Source organism: Citrobacter sp. GW821-FHT02E08, assembly GCF_059421685.1.
This window is the reverse complement of record NZ_JBWKVL010000014.1, coordinates 76,229-93,820: the sequence shown is the minus strand read 5'-3', so window position 1 is coordinate 93,820 and position 17,592 is coordinate 76,229. Positions and strand designations below refer to the sequence as shown.

The window sequence follows — 17,592 nt, the reverse complement described above, 5'->3', positions numbered from 1 at the left end:
CTGGGTTCGATATGGAAGTGATGGTTGCGGGGGAAGGATTACTCAGCGCTACGCCCTTCGGGTCGTTGCCTGCGGCAACGCTTTCTCGCTGCGCTCGAATCGAACCTTAGTCGAAGCTTCTCATCCTTCCCCAGTGGGAATATGAAATATCGCGTAAGTATGGATGTCTGGATTTTGTCTGAAAGATGGTGGCGGGGGAAGGATTCGAACCTTCGAAGTCGATGACGGCAGATTTACAGTCTGCTCCCTTTGGCCGCTCGGGAACCCCGCCAGGGGTATGATACTTGAGCGTTGAGATGGTGGTGGGGGAAGGATTCGAACCTTCGAAGTCGATGACGGCAGATTTACAGTCTGCTCCCTTTGGCCGCTCGGGAACCCCACCACGGGGTAATACTGGTTACTGGCCTGCTTCCTTGTGGGAAGCGGGGCGCATCATATCAAATGACGCGCCACTGTAAAGCATTCCGTTGATAAAAATAAACCAATCGTCTGATTTTTACGCGTTAAGACGTAAAGGTAACCAATTAATTTATCTATCGATTAAAGAATAATCGTCCGGTTGCCGTAAACAAACACGCGCTGAGCCAGCACCTGATACAGCGCGCGGCTCAATACGTTCTTCTCAACGTCGCGGCCAGCGCGCATCATATCTTCCGCCGTGTAGGTGTGATCCACATGAATTACGTCCTGCATGATGATGGGACCTTCGTCCAGGTTGTCATTCACATAATGCGCGGTTGCACCGATGATTTTGACGCCACGCTCATAGGCCTGGTGATAAGGACGCGCGCCAATAAAGGCAGGCAGGAACGAATGATGAATGTTGATGATCTTATTCGGGAAACGTGAAACAAACTCAGGCGTCAAAACGCGCATATACTTCGCCAGCACCACATAGTCAGGTTGATGCGCGTCAATGGCATCCGCCATCTTCTGATCGTGCTCTTCGCGAGTTAATCCCTCATGGCTCACCAGCTCAAACGGGATCTCAAAACGTTCAACCAGTGAGCGCAATGTTTCGTGGTTGCCAATGACGGCGGCGATCTCAACATCCAGCCCACCATAGTTGGCTTTCATTAACAGATCGCCCAGACAATGTGCTTCCTTAGTGACCAGAATAACAACGCGGCGACGTCCGGCCAGATTCAGTTCGCGAACGGAACCTTCCGGCAAGGCGCCGTCCAAATCGGCGAGCAGCGTGGAGTCATTAAAAATGCCTTCCAGTTCAGTGCGCATGAAAAAGCGACCGGTACGGTGATCAACAAACTCATTGTTTTGCACAATGTTTAATTCGTGCTTGTAACAAATGTTGGTGATACGCGCGATAAGGCCCTTCTGATCGGGGCAGATAGTACGCAAAACTTTTCGTTGTAGTGAATGCATTGCCGGGAAAATCCTGTTGAGAGTGTTTGCTGTTTCGTTGCTGTCGGATGTGTTTAACCACAGCACTTTTTGAATTTTTTACCTGACCCGCAAGGGCAGGGATCATTTCGACCAAACTGAGGACGCGTACCATCAATATAATACCATTGGCCGTTTTCTTTTAAGAAACGTGAGCGCTCAATGATGGCGCCTGTTTTTCCTTGCTCGGAAAAGCGGGCGACAAAGCTTACATAGCCTGTATTGTCCGTTTCAGAGTAACTGTGTTCAAAAACGGTCAGACCCAGCCACTCTGTGTGGGCAAATCCGGCGCTGATATCGTCGCGAAACGCTGCCGCGCCACATGAGGGATGCCAGGTTCTGATTAAATAATCTGCGTCTTTCATCACAAAAGCGCAGTAGCGAGAACGCATGAGTTGTGACGGATCGAGTGCAACTTGCTCGCCAGACACAACAGGGCGGCAACATAGGCTATACTCGACATCGCTGCCGCAGGGACAAAGCTGAGACACAATCATCTCCCTGGAATAAAAAAACGGCGTACAAACGCCTGGGTAGCACTATGTTAACTGAGCCGTGGCGATGTTGCCACGTCTTGAAGCCATGGGAAGTCTTTCGTGACAATGAGAAAAATTAAAATAGGGTTGGCGCTAGGTTCCGGCGCAGCACGAGGGTGGTCCCATATCGGTGTTATCAAGGCGCTAAAGCACATGGGCATTGATATCGATATTGTGGCGGGATGCTCCATTGGGTCGCTTGTTGGCGCCGCTTATGCCTGTAATAAATTGACCGCGCTTGAGCAGTGGGTTTGCTCATTCAGCTACTGGGATGTGCTACGCCTGATGGACCTCTCCTGGCGCAGAGGCGGACTTTTGCGGGGTGAACGCGTATTCAATCAATACCGCGAGATCATGCCCGCCGACGATTTTGAGCACTGTACTCGCCGTTTTGGCACCGTCGCAACCAATCTCAGCACCGGGCGGGAGTTGTGGTTTACCGAGGGCGATTTGCACCTGGCTGTGCGCGCCTCCTGCAGTATGCCTGGCCTGATGGCTCCGGTGGCCCATAATGGTTACTGGCTGGTCGATGGCGCTGTGGTTAACCCCGTTCCTGTCTCTCTGACTCGCGCGATGGGGGCCGACATTGTTATTGCCGTCGACCTTCAGCACGATGCGCACCTCATGCAGCAAGACCTTCTCTCTTTTAATGTCAGCAATGACGCTGATGACAGTGAGGATACGCTTTCCTGGCATGCACGTTTGAAAGAGCGTCTGAGCAACATGACTTCCCGACGCGTCGAAAGCGCGCCAACGGCTATGGAGATCATGACAACCTCTATTCAGGTGCTGGAAAACAGACTAAAGCGCAACCGAATGGCGGGCGACCCGCCGGATATTCTGATCCAGCCGTTTTGTCCGCAGATCTCCACACTGGACTTCCACCGTGCCAATGCCGCCATTGCGGCAGGGCAGTTGGCGGTCGAGAAAAAGATGGATGAGCTTTTACCCTTGGTGCGTACCGACGTTTGACACACCTTTTACGAACACTTAAGCAAAATCTGACAGGCACGAGTGGCAATAGCATGCCACTATTGATTAAAGCCAGTCAGGGGAGAGAACATGACGCAGCCATTGGTCGGAAAACAGATTCTTATTGTTGAAGACGAGCCTGTTTTTCGCTCGCTTCTCGATTCCTGGTTTTCCTCATTGGGAGCGACGACAGCGGTAGCCGCAGACGGTCTGGATGCACTTGAGTTACTCAGTACGTTCACCCCCGACCTGATGATTTGCGACATCGCCATGCCGAGAATGAATGGGCTCAAACTGGTTGAGCATATGCGTAACCGTGGCGACCAGACGCCGATTCTGGTTATTTCCGCGACCGAAAATATGGCTGACATTGCTAAAGCACTGCGTCTGGGTGTTGAGGACGTGTTGCTTAAGCCAGTGAAAGATCTTAACCGTCTCAAGCAAGCCGTTTTCGCCTGCCTTTATCCCAATATGTTTAATTCCAGGGTTGAAGAAGAGGAGCGGCTGTTTCGCGACTGGGATGCGCTGGTCGATAATCCACCGGCAGCGGCAAAATTACTGCAGGAACTACAGCCGCCGGTTCAGCAGGTTATTTCTCATTGTCGGGTAAATTATCGCCAACTCGTTGCTGCCGACCAACCCGGCCTGGTGCTCGATATTGCGCCGTTATCTGACAGTGACCTTGCCTTTTATTGTCTTGATGTTACTCGTGCGGGCGATAATGGCGTTTTGGCGGCATTACTGCTGCGGGCGTTATTTAATGGTCTGTTACAAGAACAGCTGGCGCATCAGGATCATCGCTTACCCGAATTAGGTACACTGCTGAAACAAGTTAATCATCTGCTGCGGCAAGCCAATTTACCGGGACAGTTTCCGCTATTAGTCGGTTATTACCATTGTGGGCTTAAAAATCTGACACTGGTTTCTGCAGGGCTGAACGCAACGTTAAATACACCAACGCATCAGATACAGATCAGTAATGGCGTTCCGCTAGGGACGTTAGGTAATACTTATCTAAACCAATTAAGCCAGCGCTGTGAATCCTGGCAGTGTCAAATTTGGGGGGCCGGAGGACGGCTTCGCCTTATGTTGTCTGCGGAATGAGCAAACGAGAAGGCGGACTGAAATTGACATACCTGCTTTACTCTTCGGGTGCTACTATCAGCGCCAGATTTTTGCGAATTTATCTTAATTATACGAACGCGCGTCCTTTTCGGAGTTGGGGTTTGTTCCACGACTGATATACTCGGATGCGATACAGATTGATGAACACGTTCAATACATGAACAGTCCAGGAGAATTTAAATGGCTGCCCTTAATACGAAAGTCAGAAAAGCCGTTATCCCGGTTGCGGGTTTAGGAACCAGGATGTTGCCGGCGACGAAAGCCATCCCGAAAGAGATGTTGCCGCTGGTTGATAAGCCATTAATTCAGTATGTCGTAAACGAATGTATTGCCGCTGGCATCACTGAAATTGTGCTGGTAACCCATTCTTCCAAAAATTCAATTGAAAACCATTTCGATACCAGTTTTGAGCTGGAAGCGATGCTGGAAAAACGCGTTAAGCGTCAGTTGCTGGAAGAAGTGCAATCTATTTGCCCGCCGCATGTAACCATTATGCAGGTCCGTCAGGGGCTGGCGAAAGGTTTGGGTCATGCCGTATTGTGCGCGCATCCGGTCGTTGGCGATGAACCTGTCGCGGTCATTCTGCCGGACGTGATTCTCGATGAGTTTGAATCTGATTTGTCCCAGGATAACCTGGCTGAAATGATTCGTCGCTATGACGAAACCGGTAGCAGCCAGATCATGGTAGAGCCCGTTGCTGACGTTACCGCGTACGGCGTGGTCGATTGCAAGGGCGTAGAGTTAGCGCCGGGCGAGAGCGTGCCAATGGTCGGTGTCGTTGAAAAACCGAAAGCGGACGTTGCGCCGTCCAATCTGGCGGTTGTGGGACGTTATGTCCTGAGCGCTGATATTTGGCCACTGCTGGCGAAAACGCCTCCAGGTGCCGGGGATGAAATTCAACTGACCGACGCGATTGATATGCTGATCGAAAAAGAGACGGTTGAAGCTTACCATTTGAAAGGCAAAAGCCATGACTGCGGTAATAAATTAGGTTACATGCAGGCGTTCGTTGAATATGGCATTCGCCATAATACCCTTGGTGCTGAATTTAAAGCATGGCTTGAAGAAGAAATGGGTATTAAGAAGTAAGCCAGACGGTATAAATCCCGACAAAACGGCGCTGAACACTCAGCGCCGTTTTTTTTCGCCAGTAAGATGACGACGGGTAAAGTACCCCTAAAAAAAATCCCGCCATTGGCGGGATTTTAAGCAAACAGGTGATGAATTATTCCTGAATCAGGAAATCGTCCAGTTGTTTACCTTGTTCTTCCATTGCTTTTTTGATCACTGCCGGTGTACGACCCTGGCCAGTCCAGGTTTTAGTTTCACCGTTCTCGTCAACATAGCTATATTTAGCAGGACGAGCAGCACGCTTAGCTTTGGTGCCAGTTTTAACAGCAGCCATGCTATTCAGCAGTTCGTTCGGGTCAATACCGTCAGCGATCAGCATTTCACGATACTGTTGCAGTTTACGGGTACGCTCTTCAACTTCAGCAGCGGCAGCGCTTTCTTCTTCACGGCGCTCGTTAACAACAACTTCTAATTTCTCCAGCATTTCTTCAAGCGTCTCAAGGGTACATTCTCTTGCCTGCGCACGAAGAGTACGGATGTTGTTCAGAATTTTAAGTGCTTCGCTCATTTTTGTAATCTCAAACTTATATTGGGGTGGTTTGTTGAGCTAATAATAGAGCGATAAATTCAGATGTGCAATAGCCAGTAATGTAAGGAATTCAAAATTGCTCTTTATTTACGACAGTCTTTAAATATCCGAACTTAAATTTTTCTTGAAGGGACGCACAAAAAAGAGCTTATTGGTTGCGATGTTACTCCGGGCAGGGTGCTAAACTTCAGCGATTAGAGTCACATTTTATCGTGTTGGAATAGTATCGCATTGCAGTAATTTCAACCTTTTGTATTAGTTTTGCTTACCGAATTCACCTATTACTTTGGGGTAGATATGAGGAACAGTAACAATAAGTACAGGGTTTAGATAATGAAGCGGATGTTAAGTAAAGTTGATGAATGTCTAAAGCACAAATTGCGAAGATGGCGTACAACCTAAATAATTCGGGGTACAGGAAGTCAGCGATGTGCGTCAAATTCGGCAGAATGAATCTTAACAATCAGAGGTTGGCCCGGATGCGCGGCGTCTTGTTACTCATTCATCCCTGGAGATACTGGCATCGTCAAGTTGAGCAGCGAGAAGGGAACCCGGCTGTGAGGTATTGCTGACAAACAGGCAACCTTAAGTATGGCGGGTATATCATCGGGTGGTGTTTGTTAGCGCTTATATATACTTCAATTTATTCACAAACAACATGTCAGAAACACGGAACGTTGCTTGAGAACAATATCTGTGCGTGCCTGTAATGAATGTGGGCAGTCATCCGAACAAGACTGTGACGTCAGGCGTGTATACAATTCCTGAAGCCGACAGGCGCGAAAATTATGATAGAATCCCCCGGATTTTTATTTCTCTCAGGTGAGGGCCTGCGGCTAATGGCACAGCTATATTTCTACTATTCGGCAATGAATGCGGGTAAGTCGACTGCATTGCTGCAATCTTCATACAATTATCAGGAACGAGGGATGCGCACCGTCGTGTATACGGCGGAAATTGATGACCGCTATGGTGCCGGAAAAGTCAGCTCACGTATTGGGCTGTCCTCACCCGCTAAGTTGTTTAACCAGAATTCATCATTGTTTGAAGAGATTCGTGCGGATAACGCACAACAGCCAATACACTGCGTACTGGTTGATGAGTGTCAGTTTCTGACCCGCCAGCAGGTCTACGAATTATCAGAGGTCGTTGACCAACTTGATATTCCGGTTCTGTGTTATGGATTACGTACTGATTTTCGTGGTGAGCTGTTCGGCGGTAGCCAATACCTGCTTGCCTGGTCGGACAAACTGGTGGAATTAAAAACCATCTGTTTTTGTGGCCGTAAAGCGAGCATGGTTTTACGCCTTGATCAGGCTGGCAGACCTTATAATGAAGGTGAACAGGTTGTTATCGGCGGCAATGAACGCTACGTTTCCGTGTGTCGTAAGCATTACAAAGAAGCGCTTGAGGTAGGGTCTTTGACGTCTATTCAGGAAAAGCATCGATACGACTAATACAGGCTCCTCCTACGCGATGAAACAAACAGGGTAGGTTGTTGGCTATCACAAACCGCTTCTGCCCTGAAACCTCTTCTCTCGTTGTTCCCTGACGTTCCCCTGTAAGATCCCGCGCAATGCTCGTATATGAGGGTATCTGCCTTCATACCCATTGTGCATCGGGCTAACATTAAAAAAACGAAATAAAAAAACGGCCCCAGAGGGACCGTTTAATGTATTTGCTGATATTTACGTGAGTAAATTAAGCTGATTTTTTCGCTTTTTTGTCAGCTTTTGGTGCGGCAGCAACGTCTTTCTTCGCTGCCGTCTCACCTTCGCTGAATTCACGACCGTAGAAGGTATCCATCAGAATCTGTTTCAGTTCAGAGATCAGCGGGTAACGCGGGTTAGCGCCAGTACACTGGTCATCGAACGCATCTTCAGACAGTTTGTCCACGTTTGCCAGGAAGTCAGCTTCTTGTACGCCCGCTTCGCGGATGGACTTAGGAATACCCAGTTCAGCTTTCAGGCTTTCCAGCCATGCCAGCAGTTTTTCAATTTTCGCTGCGGTACGGTCGCCCGGAGCACTCAGACCCAGGTGATCGGCGATTTCAGCATAACGACGACGTGCCTGCGGACGGTCGTACTGGCTGAATGCCGTCTGTTTGGTCGGGTTGTCGTTTGCGTTGTAACGAATAACGTTACAGATCAGCAGGGCGTTCGCCAGACCGTGAGGAATGTGGAACTGAGAACCCAGTTTATGCGCCATGGAGTGACATACACCCAGGAAGGCGTTAGCAAACGCGATACCGGCGATAGTCGCTGCACTGTGTACACGCTCACGTGCTACCGGGTTTTTAGACCCTTCATTGTAGGACGCTGGCAGGTTATCTTTCAGCAGTTTCAGCGCTTGCAGAGCCTGACCGTCAGAGAACTCAGATGCCAGTACAGAAACGTAAGCTTCCAGTGCGTGAGTTACCGCATCCAGACCACCGAAGGCACACAGAGACTTAGGCATCTCCATAACCAGGTTGGCGTCAACAATCGCCATGTCCGGCGTCAGTGCATAGTCAGCCAGCGGATATTTCTGACCAGTAGCGTCGTCGGTTACAACCGCAAACGGGGTAACTTCAGAACCGGTACCGGACGTGGTGGTGACCGCAACCATCTTCGCTTTCACGCCCATTTTCGGGAACTTGTAGATACGTTTACGGATATCCATAAAGCGCAGCGCCAGTTCTTCGAAGTGAGTTTCCGGATGTTCGTACATGACCCACATGATTTTCGCGGCGTCCATCGGGGAACCGCCACCCAGCGCGATGATCACGTCTGGTTTGAAGGAGTTAGCCAGCTCTGCGCCTTTACGAACTACGCTCAGCGTCGGGTCAGCTTCAACTTCAAAGAACACTTCAGTTTCAACGCCAGCGGCTTTCAGAACAGAGGTGATCTGGTCAGCGTAACCGTTGTTGAACAGGAAGCGGTCAGTTACGATCAGCGCGCGTTTGTGACCATCGGTAATCACTTCATCCAGTGCGATTGGCAGTGAGCCACGACGGAAGTAGATAGATTTCGGAAGTTTGTGCCACAACATGTTTTCAGCTCGCTTAGCAACGGTTTTCTTGTTGATCAGGTGCTTCGGACCAACGTTTTCAGAGATGGAGTTACCACCCCAGGAACCACAACCCAGAGTCAGGGAAGGTGCGAGTTTGAAGTTGTACAGGTCACCGATACCACCCTGAGAAGCCGGGGTGTTGATCAGGATACGTGCAGTTTTCATCATCTGACCGAAGTGGTTGACGCGATCCTGCTGGTTATCCTGGTCGGTGTACAGGCAAGAGGTGTGACCGATACCGCCCATGGCGACCAGTTTCTCTGCCTTAAGCACGGCGTCTTCAAAATCTTTAGCGCGGTACATCGCAAGCGTAGGTGACAGTTTCTCGTGAGCAAACGGCTCGCTTTCGTCAACCACTTTCACTTCGCCGATCAGAATCTTGGTGGTTTCTGGTACGGTGAAGCCAGCCAGTTCAGCGATTTTGTACGCCGGCTGACCCACAATCGCTGCGTTCAGCGCGCCATTTTTCAGGATGATGTCCTGAACGGCTTTAAGCTCTTTGCCCTGCAGCATGTAGCCGCCGTGGCTGGCGAAACGTTCACGAACGGCATCGTATACGGAATCAACAACAACAACAGACTGTTCAGAAGCACAAATTACGCCGTTATCGAAGGTTTTAGACATCAGCACGGAAGCTACCGCACGTTTGATGTCCGCCGTTTCGTCAATAACAACTGGAGTGTTGCCTGCACCTACACCGATAGCCGGTTTACCAGAGCTGTACGCAGCCTTAACCATGCCCGGGCCACCGGTAGCAAGGATCAGGTTGATGTCCGGGTGGTGCATCAACGCGTTTGACAGTTCTACGGAAGGTTGATCGATCCAGCCGATCAGATCTTTCGGTGCCCCGGCAGCGATAGCAGCCTGCAGAACGATGTCGGCAGCTTTGTTCGTTGCATCTTTAGCACGCGGGTGCGGAGAGAAGATGATGGCGTTACGGGTCTTCAGGCTGATCAGAGATTTGAAGATCGCGGTAGACGTCGGGTTAGTGGTCGGAACGATACCACAGATGATACCAATCGGTTCAGCAATGGTGATAGTCCCGAAGGTGTGGTCTTCATCCAGCACACCACAGGTCTTTTCATCTTTGTAGGCGTTATAGATGTATTCAGAAGCGAAGTGGTTTTTAATCACTTTATCTTCGATGATACCCATGCCGGATTCGGCAACGGCCATTTTAGCGAGGGGGATTCGAGCATCTGCAGCGGCCAGAGCGGCGGCGCGGAAGATTTTGTCAACCTGTTCTTGAGTGAAACTGGCATATTCACGCTGGGCTTTTTTTACGCGCTCTACGAGTGCGTTAAGTTCAGCGACATTAGTAACAGCCATAAATGCTCTCCTGATAATGTTAAACTTTTTTAGTAAATCATCTGCTCGATACGAGAGTATAGACAGATCGACGAAAGTTTGTATAAAAGTCTGAAAATCAAACGGTTACTTAACGTCCATTTTGCTCTGATTTACTAAAAGAGCTTATGCGTTAGCGTTAACTGATTCTAGCGCATTACTTCCAGGTGGCGGAAGCCAGATTACTCACTTCTGAGTAGTTATTACGTGATCTGTGTCAAATTTATGCAAAGCTGACACCTTTCAGCATGCCCTTTTAGCAGTTCGCATTACCTGTTGGTGAATTGTTGTGGTGAATGAAGGTTACATTAGCATAATCCATACATATTAATAACAGTGGAGAATATAGAGGGATAACGCAGATTTGAGGTGAAGTATGCTGCTAAAAGGCGTATCTTCAGCGCGGTTTTTACCATTATTGACGACTAACTTCATACGGCTAACGCTTCGGAGCTAACCGTGATCCAAACGTTATTTGACTTTCCTGTTTACTTTAAATTTTTCATCGGGTTATTTGCGCTGGTTAACCCGGTCGGGATTATTCCTGTCTTTATCAGTATGACCAGCTACCAAACGGCGGCGGCGCGCAACAAGACAAACCTGACCGCCAACTTGTCGGTCGCCATTATTTTGTGGACGTCACTCTTTCTGGGTGACGGCATTTTGCAACTCTTCGGGATTTCGATTGATTCGTTCAGGATCGCGGGTGGGATTCTGGTTGTCACGATTGCAATGTCGATGATCAGCGGGAAACTGGGCGAAGATAAGCAGAACACACAGGAAAAATCAGAAACCGCAATACGCGAAAACATCGGTGTTGTGCCGCTGGCGTTACCCTTAATGGCAGGGCCGGGTGCTATCAGTTCGACGATAGTCTGGGGTACGCGATATAACAGCATTATGCACCTGGTGGGTTTTTTCATTGCTATCGCCGTTTTTGCGCTGTGTTGCTGGGGCTTATTCCGTATGGCGCCGTGGCTGGTGCGGTTGCTTGGGCAAACCGGCATTAACGTCATTACCCGTATCATGGGCCTGTTGCTGATGGCGTTGGGCATTGAGTTCATCGTGACAGGGCTTAAAGCCATTTTCCCTGGCCTCCTCAGCTAACCCTCCTTTCATATAGACGGAGTCAATATTGGCTCCGTTTTGTTTCGTCATCAGTAAAAGCGCTCACTCACGTTAAAAATTAATGCGAAAAAGGAATCAACACAACGGTCTTTTTAATTTGGTTCCCTGTTGATTTAGCAGGATTTTATTCAATATTTATGTCTTAACGTCTCGCGTCTCGCTGTTATTTTATTAACATCATACTAAGGGGCTTGATGAAGGATTATTGAAATGTTATTAGTTATTTCAGCGCCACATCAGATGAATGTGCTAAAGAATGACCAATTGTTAAATTTATGTGTATCTTAACATCTGCCCGATGCCTGGGGTGGTCGAAGGTGGTGTGTTTACAATAACCTATTGATGAGAGTGATTTTTTATGGAAGTTATTCTCTCAAATGATGTCTTCAGCTTGGCGTATTTTTTCTACAAAAGAGAATTGGTTAACAAATCTGTAAATTGTATTGGCGGTTAAGAAACGCATTTGGTACTTTCCGGCCAGATATTTTCAGAAGATCTCACGTTGTTGAGAACTATTGTCAATAAAATGATTTACAGAATAAAAGCGCGTCTCTGACAGGGGAGGCGTAGACGGAATCGACGTAAGGCGATCATTCGAATCGTCAAAATAAATAAAGTCGGTGATAGCAACGTAGTAAACGAACTGACAGCAGCAAAATCTCCGGTGCTGTACAGAAACCCAAACGGGATTAAACAGGCTGGTTAAAAAGCCAGTAATTATAATGAGTGGAGTACAAACACAATGTCTAACATCACAAAAAAAAGTTTAGTAGCTGCGGGGATTTTAACTGCGCTAGTCGCCGGAAACGTTGCAATGGCTGCGGACGTACCGGCCGGCGTTCAACTCTCCGATAAGCAAACTCTGGTGCGTAATAATGGTTCCGAAGTTCAGTCTCTCGACCCGCACAAAATTGAAGGTGTGCCGGAGTCAAACATTAGCCGCGATCTGTTTGAAGGTTTATTGGTAAGCGATGTCGAAGGACATCCGTCAGCAGGTGTTGCGGAAAAATGGGAAAACAAAGATTTTAAAGTCTGGACGTTCCATCTGCGTAAAAATGCAAAATGGTCAGACGGCACGCCGGTTACTGCACATGACTTTGTTTATAGCTGGCAGCGTCTCGCTAACCCGAATACCGCGTCACCTTATGCCAGTTATCTCCAGTATGGCCATATCGCCAATATCGACGACATTATCTCAGGTAAAAAGCCATCAACCGATCTCGGCGTAAAAGCGATTGATGATAATACATTCGAAGTCACCCTGAGCGAGCCGGTTCCCTATTTCTATAAACTGCTGGTTCACCCGTCCGTTTCTCCAGTACCTAAAGCTGCCGTCGAAAAATTCGGTGAGAAGTGGACTCAGCCCGCCAATATTGTCACCAATGGTGCGTACAAACTGAAAAACTGGGTGGTGAACGAGCGTATTGAGCTTGAGCGCAATACCAACTATTGGGATAACGACAAGACCGTCATTAATCAGGTCACTTATCTGCCGATCTCTTCCGAAGTTACTGATGTTAACCGCTATCGCAGCGGCGAAATCGACATGACCTATAACAACATGCCGATTGAATTATTCCAGAAGCTGAAAAAAGAGATCCCGGATGAAGTCCGCGTCGATCCTTATCTGTGTACTTACTACTACGAAATCAATAACCAGAAAGCACCGTTTAATGATGTTCGCGTTCGTACCGCGCTGAAAATGGCGCTGGATCGCGATATCATTGTCAACAAAGTGAAAAATCAGGGCGATCTGCCAGCCTATAGCTACACCCCTCCGTACACCGATGGCGCGAAACTGGTTGAGCCGGAGTGGTTTAAGTGGTCACAAGAAAAACGTAACGAAGAAGCGAAAAAACTGCTGGCCGAAGCGGGCTTCACCGCAGACAAGCCGTTGACGTTTGACCTGCTTTACAACACCTCCGACCTGCATAAAAAGCTGGCGATCGCAGTGGCTTCCATCTGGAAGAAAAATCTGGGCGCTAACGTGAAGCTGGAAAACCAGGAATGGAAAACGTTCCTCGACACGCGTCATCAGGGCACCTTTGATGTGGCACGTGCCGGCTGGTGTGCGGATTATAATGAACCGACATCCTTCCTGAATACCATGCTGTCAGACAGTTCAAACAACACGGCTCACTATAAGAGCCCTGCGTTCGACAAACTGATTGGCGACACGCTGAAAGTCACTGACGAAGCGCAGCGTACCGAGCTGTACACGAAAGCAGAGCAGCAACTTGATAAAGACTCTGCAATTGTACCGGTATATTATTACGTTAACGCGCGCCTGGTGAAACCCTGGGTAGGCGGTTACACCGGTAAAGACCCGATGGATAATATCTACGTTAAAAACTTGTATATTATCAAGCATTAATGGCAAGACGTGGGGCAAGCGATTTTTGCCCCACAGTGTCTTTTTTTCATCGCACTATAAACACCTCACCTGAGTTCGTTTGACACAGAGGTGTAAAGGCACACGCCAGAAGGTACGGGCAATGTTGAAATTTATTTTACGTCGCTGTCTGGAAGCGATTCCAACACTCTTCATTCTTATCACGATTTCATTCTTTATGATGCGCCTTGCGCCGGGAAGTCCTTTCACCGGTGAACGCGCGCTGCCGCCAGAGGTACTGGCGAATATTGAAGCGAAATATCATCTGAATGACCCCATCAGTACGCAATACTTCAGCTATCTGAAGCAGTTGGCGCACGGTGATTTTGGGCCTTCTTTCAAATACAAAGATTACACGGTCAACGACCTGGTCGCTTCAAGCTTCCCGGTATCCGCAAAACTGGGGGCCGCCGCCTTTCTCCTTGCGGTGATTCTCGGTGTAAGCGCAGGGGTCATTGCCGCGCTTAACCAGAACACGCGCTGGGATTACACGGTGATGGGGGTAGCCATGACCGGGGTGGTTATCCCCAGCTTCGTCGTGGCACCCTTATTGGTCATGATATTTGCTATCACGCTCAAATGGCTGCCCGGCGGAGGCTGGAACGGCGGGGCGCTGAAATTTATGATTTTGCCTATGGTGGCGCTGTCACTTGCCTATATCGCCAGTATCGCCCGTATTACTCGCGGCTCGATGATTGAAGTGCTGCACTCCAACTTTATTCGTACCGCCCGGGCGAAAGGGTTGCCGATGCGACGGATTATTTTCCGTCACGCGTTAAAACCCGCGTTGTTGCCTGTTCTGTCTTATATGGGCCCGGCATTTGTCGGCATTATCACGGGCTCGATGGTCATTGAGACAATCTATGGTTTGCCGGGGATCGGCCAGTTGTTCGTTAACGGGGCATTGAACCGTGACTATTCACTGGTGCTGAGTCTCACCATTCTGGTGGGGGCGCTGACCATTGTGTTTAACGCCATCGTCGATGTGCTATACGCCGTCATCGATCCGAAGATTCGTTACTGATACTGGAGCTCGCTATGATGTTAAGTAAGAAAAACAGCGAGACGCTGGAAAATTTCAGTGAAAAGCTGGAGGTCGAGGGCCGCAGTCTTTGGCAGGACGCCCGTCGTCGTTTTATGCACAACCGTGCGGCGGTGGCCAGTCTCGTGGTTCTGGTGATCATCGCGCTGTTTGTCGCGCTGGCGCCGATGCTGTCGCAGTTTACCTATTTCGATACCGACTGGGGCATGATGTCGAGTGCGCCAGATAGGGAATCGGGGCACTATTTCGGCACCGACTCTTCCGGACGCGATCTGCTGGTGCGCGTGGCGATTGGTGGGCGAATTTCGCTGATGGTTGGGATCGCGGCTGCGCTGGTGGCGGTGATCGTGGGGACGCTATATGGTTCGTTATCGGGCTATCTTGGCGGCAAAATTGACTCAGTCATGATGCGTTTGCTTGAGATCCTCAACTCCTTTCCGTTCATGTTCTTTGTTATTTTGCTGGTGACCTTCTTTGGACAAAATATCCTGCTGATTTTTGTGGCGATCGGGATGGTCTCCTGGCTGGATATGGCGCGTATTGTTCGGGGGCAGACATTAAGCCTGAAACGTAAAGAGTTTATTGAAGCGGCTCAGGTGGGGGGTGTTTCCACGGGCAGTATCGTGATTCGTCATATCGTCCCTAACGTGCTGGGTGTGGTGGTGGTGTATGCCTCACTGTTGGTGCCGAGCATGATCCTGTTCGAATCCTTTCTGAGTTTCCTCGGGTTAGGTACCCAGGAGCCGTTGAGCAGTTGGGGAGCCTTGTTGAGCGATGGCGCCAACTCAATGGAAGTTTCACCGTGGCTGCTACTCTTCCCGGCAGGTTTCCTTGTGGTGACGTTATTCTGTTTTAACTTTATTGGCGATGGCCTGCGTGATGCCCTCGACCCGAAAGACCGTTAAGGAGTGCAGCCATGAGTGTAATTGAAACCTCAACCGCGCCGCTCGCGCAGCAACAGGCTAACGCACTGCTGAACGTGACAGATCTTCGCGTGACATTCAGTACGCCAGACGGTGATGTCACTGCGGTTAACGATTTAAACTTTTCGCTTCGCGCAGGGGAAACGTTAGGGATTGTTGGTGAGTCAGGTTCTGGCAAATCTCAGACGGCGTTTGCGTTGATGGGGCTGCTGGCGGCAAATGGACACATTGGCGGTTCTGCAAAGTTTAATGGGCGCGAAATACTGAACTTACCCGAGCGTGAGCTTAACAAGTTGCGCGCTGAACAAATTTCGATGATTTTTCAGGACCCGATGACCTCACTGAACCCGTACATGCGGGTCGGGGAGCAGTTAATGGAAGTTCTGATGCTGCATAAAGGGATGGGTAAAGCCGAAGCATTTGAAGAGTCAGTGAAAATGCTGGATGCGGTAAAAATGCCGGAAGCGCGTAAGCGCATGAAAATGTTCCCGCATGAGTTTTCTGGGGGTATGCGCCAGCGCGTTATGATCGCGATGGCGTTGCTTTGCCGTCCTAAATTACTGATTGCCGATGAACCTACCACGGCGCTTGACGTCACCGTGCAGGCGCAAATAATGACGCTGTTGAATGAACTTAAACGTGAATTTAACACCGCTATTATCATGATCACGCATGACCTCGGTGTGGTGGCAGGTATTTGCGACAAAGTTCTGGTGATGTACGCAGGCCGTACGATGGAATATGGAAACGCGCGTGACGTGTTTTATCAACCCGTTCATCCGTATTCCATTGGCTTGCTCAACGCTGTACCGCGTCTGGATGCGGAAGGGGAATCTATGTTGACGATTCCAGGCAACCCGCCGAACCTGCTGCGTTTGCCAAAAGGCTGCCCATTCCAGCCTCGCTGCCCTCATGCGATGGAAATATGCAGCAGTGCGCCTCCACTTGAGGAATTTAGCCCTGGCCGTCTGCGCGCCTGCTTCAAAGCGGTGGAGGATCTGGTATGAACGCGGTGACTGAACAACGAAAAGTGCTTCTCGAAATTGCCGATCTGAAAGTGCATTTTGACATCAAAGACGGCAAGCAATGGTTCTGGCAACCCGCAAAAACCCTGAAGGCGGTCGATGGCGTGACGCTGCGACTGTATGAAGGGGAAACGCTGGGCGTCGTGGGCGAATCTGGCTGCGGAAAATCAACCTTCGCCAGGGCGATTATTGGGCTGGTAAAAGCCACTGACGGCAGAGTGGCCTGGTTGGGTAAAGATCTACTGGGAATGAAACCGGAAGAATGGCGCGCGGTACGTAGCGATATTCAGATGATTTTCCAGGACCCGCTGGCCTCGCTGAATCCGCGTATGACGATTGGGGAAATTATTGCCGAACCTCTGCGGACGTATCACCCCAAACTGTCGCGTCAGGAAGTCCGCGACCGCGTGAAGGCGATGATGATGAAAGTGGGGCTTCTGCCCAACCTGATCAACCGCTATCCACACGAGTTTTCAGGCGGACAATGTCAGCGTATCGGTATTGCACGCGCGCTGATCCTTGAGCCGAAACTGATTATTTGTGATGAGCCGGTTTCCGCGCTGGATGTCTCCATTCAGGCTCAGGTGGTTAACCTGCTGCAGCAATTACAGCGCGAAATGGGGCTGTCGCTGATTTTCATCGCCCACGATTTGGCGGTAGTGAAACATATCTCCGACCGTGTTCTGGTGATGTATCTGGGTCATGCTGTGGAACTGGGTACCTATGACGAGGTGTACCACAATCCTCTGCATCCCTATACCAAAGCGTTAATGTCGGCAGTGCCGATCCCGGATCCGGATCTGGAAAAGAACAAAACCATTCAACTGCTGGAAGGGGAGTTGCCGTCGCCAATCAATCCTCCATCAGGCTGTGTATTTCGCACCCGTTGTCCCATTGCCGGGCCTGAATGTGCTAAAACGCGGCCCGTTCTGGAGGGCAGTTTCCGACATGCTGTTTCCTGCCTGAAAGTAGACCCGTTATAATCGCAAG

The 17,592-nt window shown here is 49.6% G+C and carries 14 protein-coding genes, 2 tRNA genes and 1 other RNA gene; 10 read left to right on the top strand and 7 right to left on the bottom strand.

From position 1 onward, the window contains the following. Positions 1–21: 21 nt before the first annotated feature. From AC07UY_RS17205 to AC07UY_RS17185, 5 genes are all read right to left on the bottom strand, one after another. Positions 22–145, bottom strand: a non-coding RNA gene (locus tag AC07UY_RS17205) — RtT sRNA. Positions 146–186: 41 nt separating this feature from the next. Beyond that, positions 187–271, bottom strand: a tRNA-Tyr gene (locus AC07UY_RS17200). Positions 272–297: 26 nt separating this feature from the next. Further along, positions 298–382, bottom strand: a tRNA-Tyr gene (locus AC07UY_RS17195). A 158-nt stretch (positions 383–540) separates the two neighbouring features. Next, a complete protein-coding gene (gene purU / locus AC07UY_RS17190) occupies positions 541–1,383 on the bottom strand; it encodes a formyltetrahydrofolate deformylase (protein ID WP_203361000.1) in 843 nt (280 codons plus the stop codon). Positions 1,384–1,436: 53 nt separating this feature from the next. Then, on the bottom strand, positions 1,437–1,892 hold the full coding sequence (locus tag AC07UY_RS17185) for a YchJ family protein (protein ID WP_494660517.1): 456 nt from the start codon (positions 1,890–1,892) through the stop codon (positions 1,437–1,439). Between the two features lie 111 nt (positions 1,893–2,003). On the opposite strand from AC07UY_RS17185, the gene rssA reads away from it, so the two are divergent. The 3 genes from rssA to galU all read left to right on the top strand — a co-directional run bounded on the left by rssA (position 2,004) and on the right by galU (position 5,123). Beyond that, a complete protein-coding gene (gene rssA, locus AC07UY_RS17180; protein ID WP_192614357.1) occupies positions 2,004–2,909 on the top strand; it encodes a patatin-like phospholipase RssA in 906 nt (301 codons plus the stop codon). Positions 2,910–2,999: 90 nt separating this feature from the next. Then, the gene (gene rssB / locus AC07UY_RS17175; RefSeq protein ID WP_203361001.1) at positions 3,000–4,013 is read left to right on the top strand and encodes a two-component system response regulator RssB; all 1,014 of its coding nucleotides are present in this window, start codon (positions 3,000–3,002) and stop codon (positions 4,011–4,013) included. A gap of 201 nt (positions 4,014–4,214) precedes the next feature. Next, the gene (gene galU / locus AC07UY_RS17170; RefSeq protein ID WP_203361002.1) at positions 4,215–5,123 is read left to right on the top strand and encodes a UTP--glucose-1-phosphate uridylyltransferase GalU; all 909 of its coding nucleotides are present in this window, start codon (positions 4,215–4,217) and stop codon (positions 5,121–5,123) included. 136 nt (positions 5,124–5,259) lie between these two features. On the opposite strand, the gene hns is transcribed toward galU, so the two are convergent. Next, positions 5,260–5,673 carry a histone-like nucleoid-structuring protein H-NS gene (gene hns / locus AC07UY_RS17165; RefSeq protein WP_192612418.1) on the bottom strand — a complete coding sequence of 138 codons (414 nt, stop codon included), beginning with the start codon at positions 5,671–5,673 and terminating at the stop codon, positions 5,260–5,262. 860 nt (positions 5,674–6,533) lie between these two features. On the opposite strand from hns, the gene tdk reads away from it, so the two are divergent. Continuing rightward, a complete protein-coding gene (gene tdk, locus AC07UY_RS17160; protein WP_203361003.1) occupies positions 6,534–7,151 on the top strand; it encodes a thymidine kinase in 618 nt (205 codons plus the stop codon). A gap of 244 nt (positions 7,152–7,395) precedes the next feature. On the opposite strand, the gene adhE is transcribed toward tdk, so the two are convergent. After that, a complete protein-coding gene (adhE, locus tag AC07UY_RS17155; RefSeq protein ID WP_203361004.1) occupies positions 7,396–10,074 on the bottom strand; it encodes a bifunctional acetaldehyde-CoA/alcohol dehydrogenase in 2,679 nt (892 codons plus the stop codon). A 477-nt stretch (positions 10,075–10,551) separates the two neighbouring features. Between adhE and AC07UY_RS17150 the strand changes: the two genes are divergently transcribed. From AC07UY_RS17150 to oppF, 6 genes are all read left to right on the top strand, one after another. Beyond that, positions 10,552–11,199, top strand: coding sequence for a YchE family NAAT transporter (locus AC07UY_RS17150; RefSeq protein WP_494660595.1), 648 nt, complete (start codon positions 10,552–10,554; stop codon positions 11,197–11,199). A 763-nt stretch (positions 11,200–11,962) separates the two neighbouring features. Continuing rightward, positions 11,963–13,594: an oligopeptide ABC transporter substrate-binding protein OppA gene (oppA, locus tag AC07UY_RS17145; protein WP_203361006.1), complete on the top strand. Its 1,632-nt coding sequence runs from the start codon at positions 11,963–11,965 to the stop codon at positions 13,592–13,594. A 121-nt stretch (positions 13,595–13,715) separates the two neighbouring features. Then, the gene (gene oppB / locus AC07UY_RS17140) at positions 13,716–14,636 is read left to right on the top strand and encodes an oligopeptide ABC transporter permease OppB (protein WP_203361007.1); all 921 of its coding nucleotides are present in this window, start codon (positions 13,716–13,718) and stop codon (positions 14,634–14,636) included. 14 nt (positions 14,637–14,650) lie between these two features. Next, entirely contained in the window at positions 14,651–15,559 is a 909-nt protein-coding gene (oppC, locus tag AC07UY_RS17135; RefSeq protein WP_203361008.1) for an oligopeptide ABC transporter permease OppC, read from the top strand. Between the two features lie 11 nt (positions 15,560–15,570). Further along, the gene (gene oppD / locus AC07UY_RS17130) at positions 15,571–16,584 is read left to right on the top strand and encodes a murein tripeptide/oligopeptide ABC transporter ATP-binding protein OppD (RefSeq protein WP_192612412.1); all 1,014 of its coding nucleotides are present in this window, start codon (positions 15,571–15,573) and stop codon (positions 16,582–16,584) included. Continuing rightward, positions 16,581–17,585, top strand: a complete 1,005-nt coding sequence (oppF, locus tag AC07UY_RS17125; RefSeq protein ID WP_203361009.1) for a murein tripeptide/oligopeptide ABC transporter ATP-binding protein OppF — start codon at positions 16,581–16,583, stop codon at positions 17,583–17,585. The genes oppD and oppF overlap by 4 nt, the downstream gene beginning before the upstream one ends. The last annotated feature ends 7 nt before the right edge of the window (positions 17,586–17,592 follow it).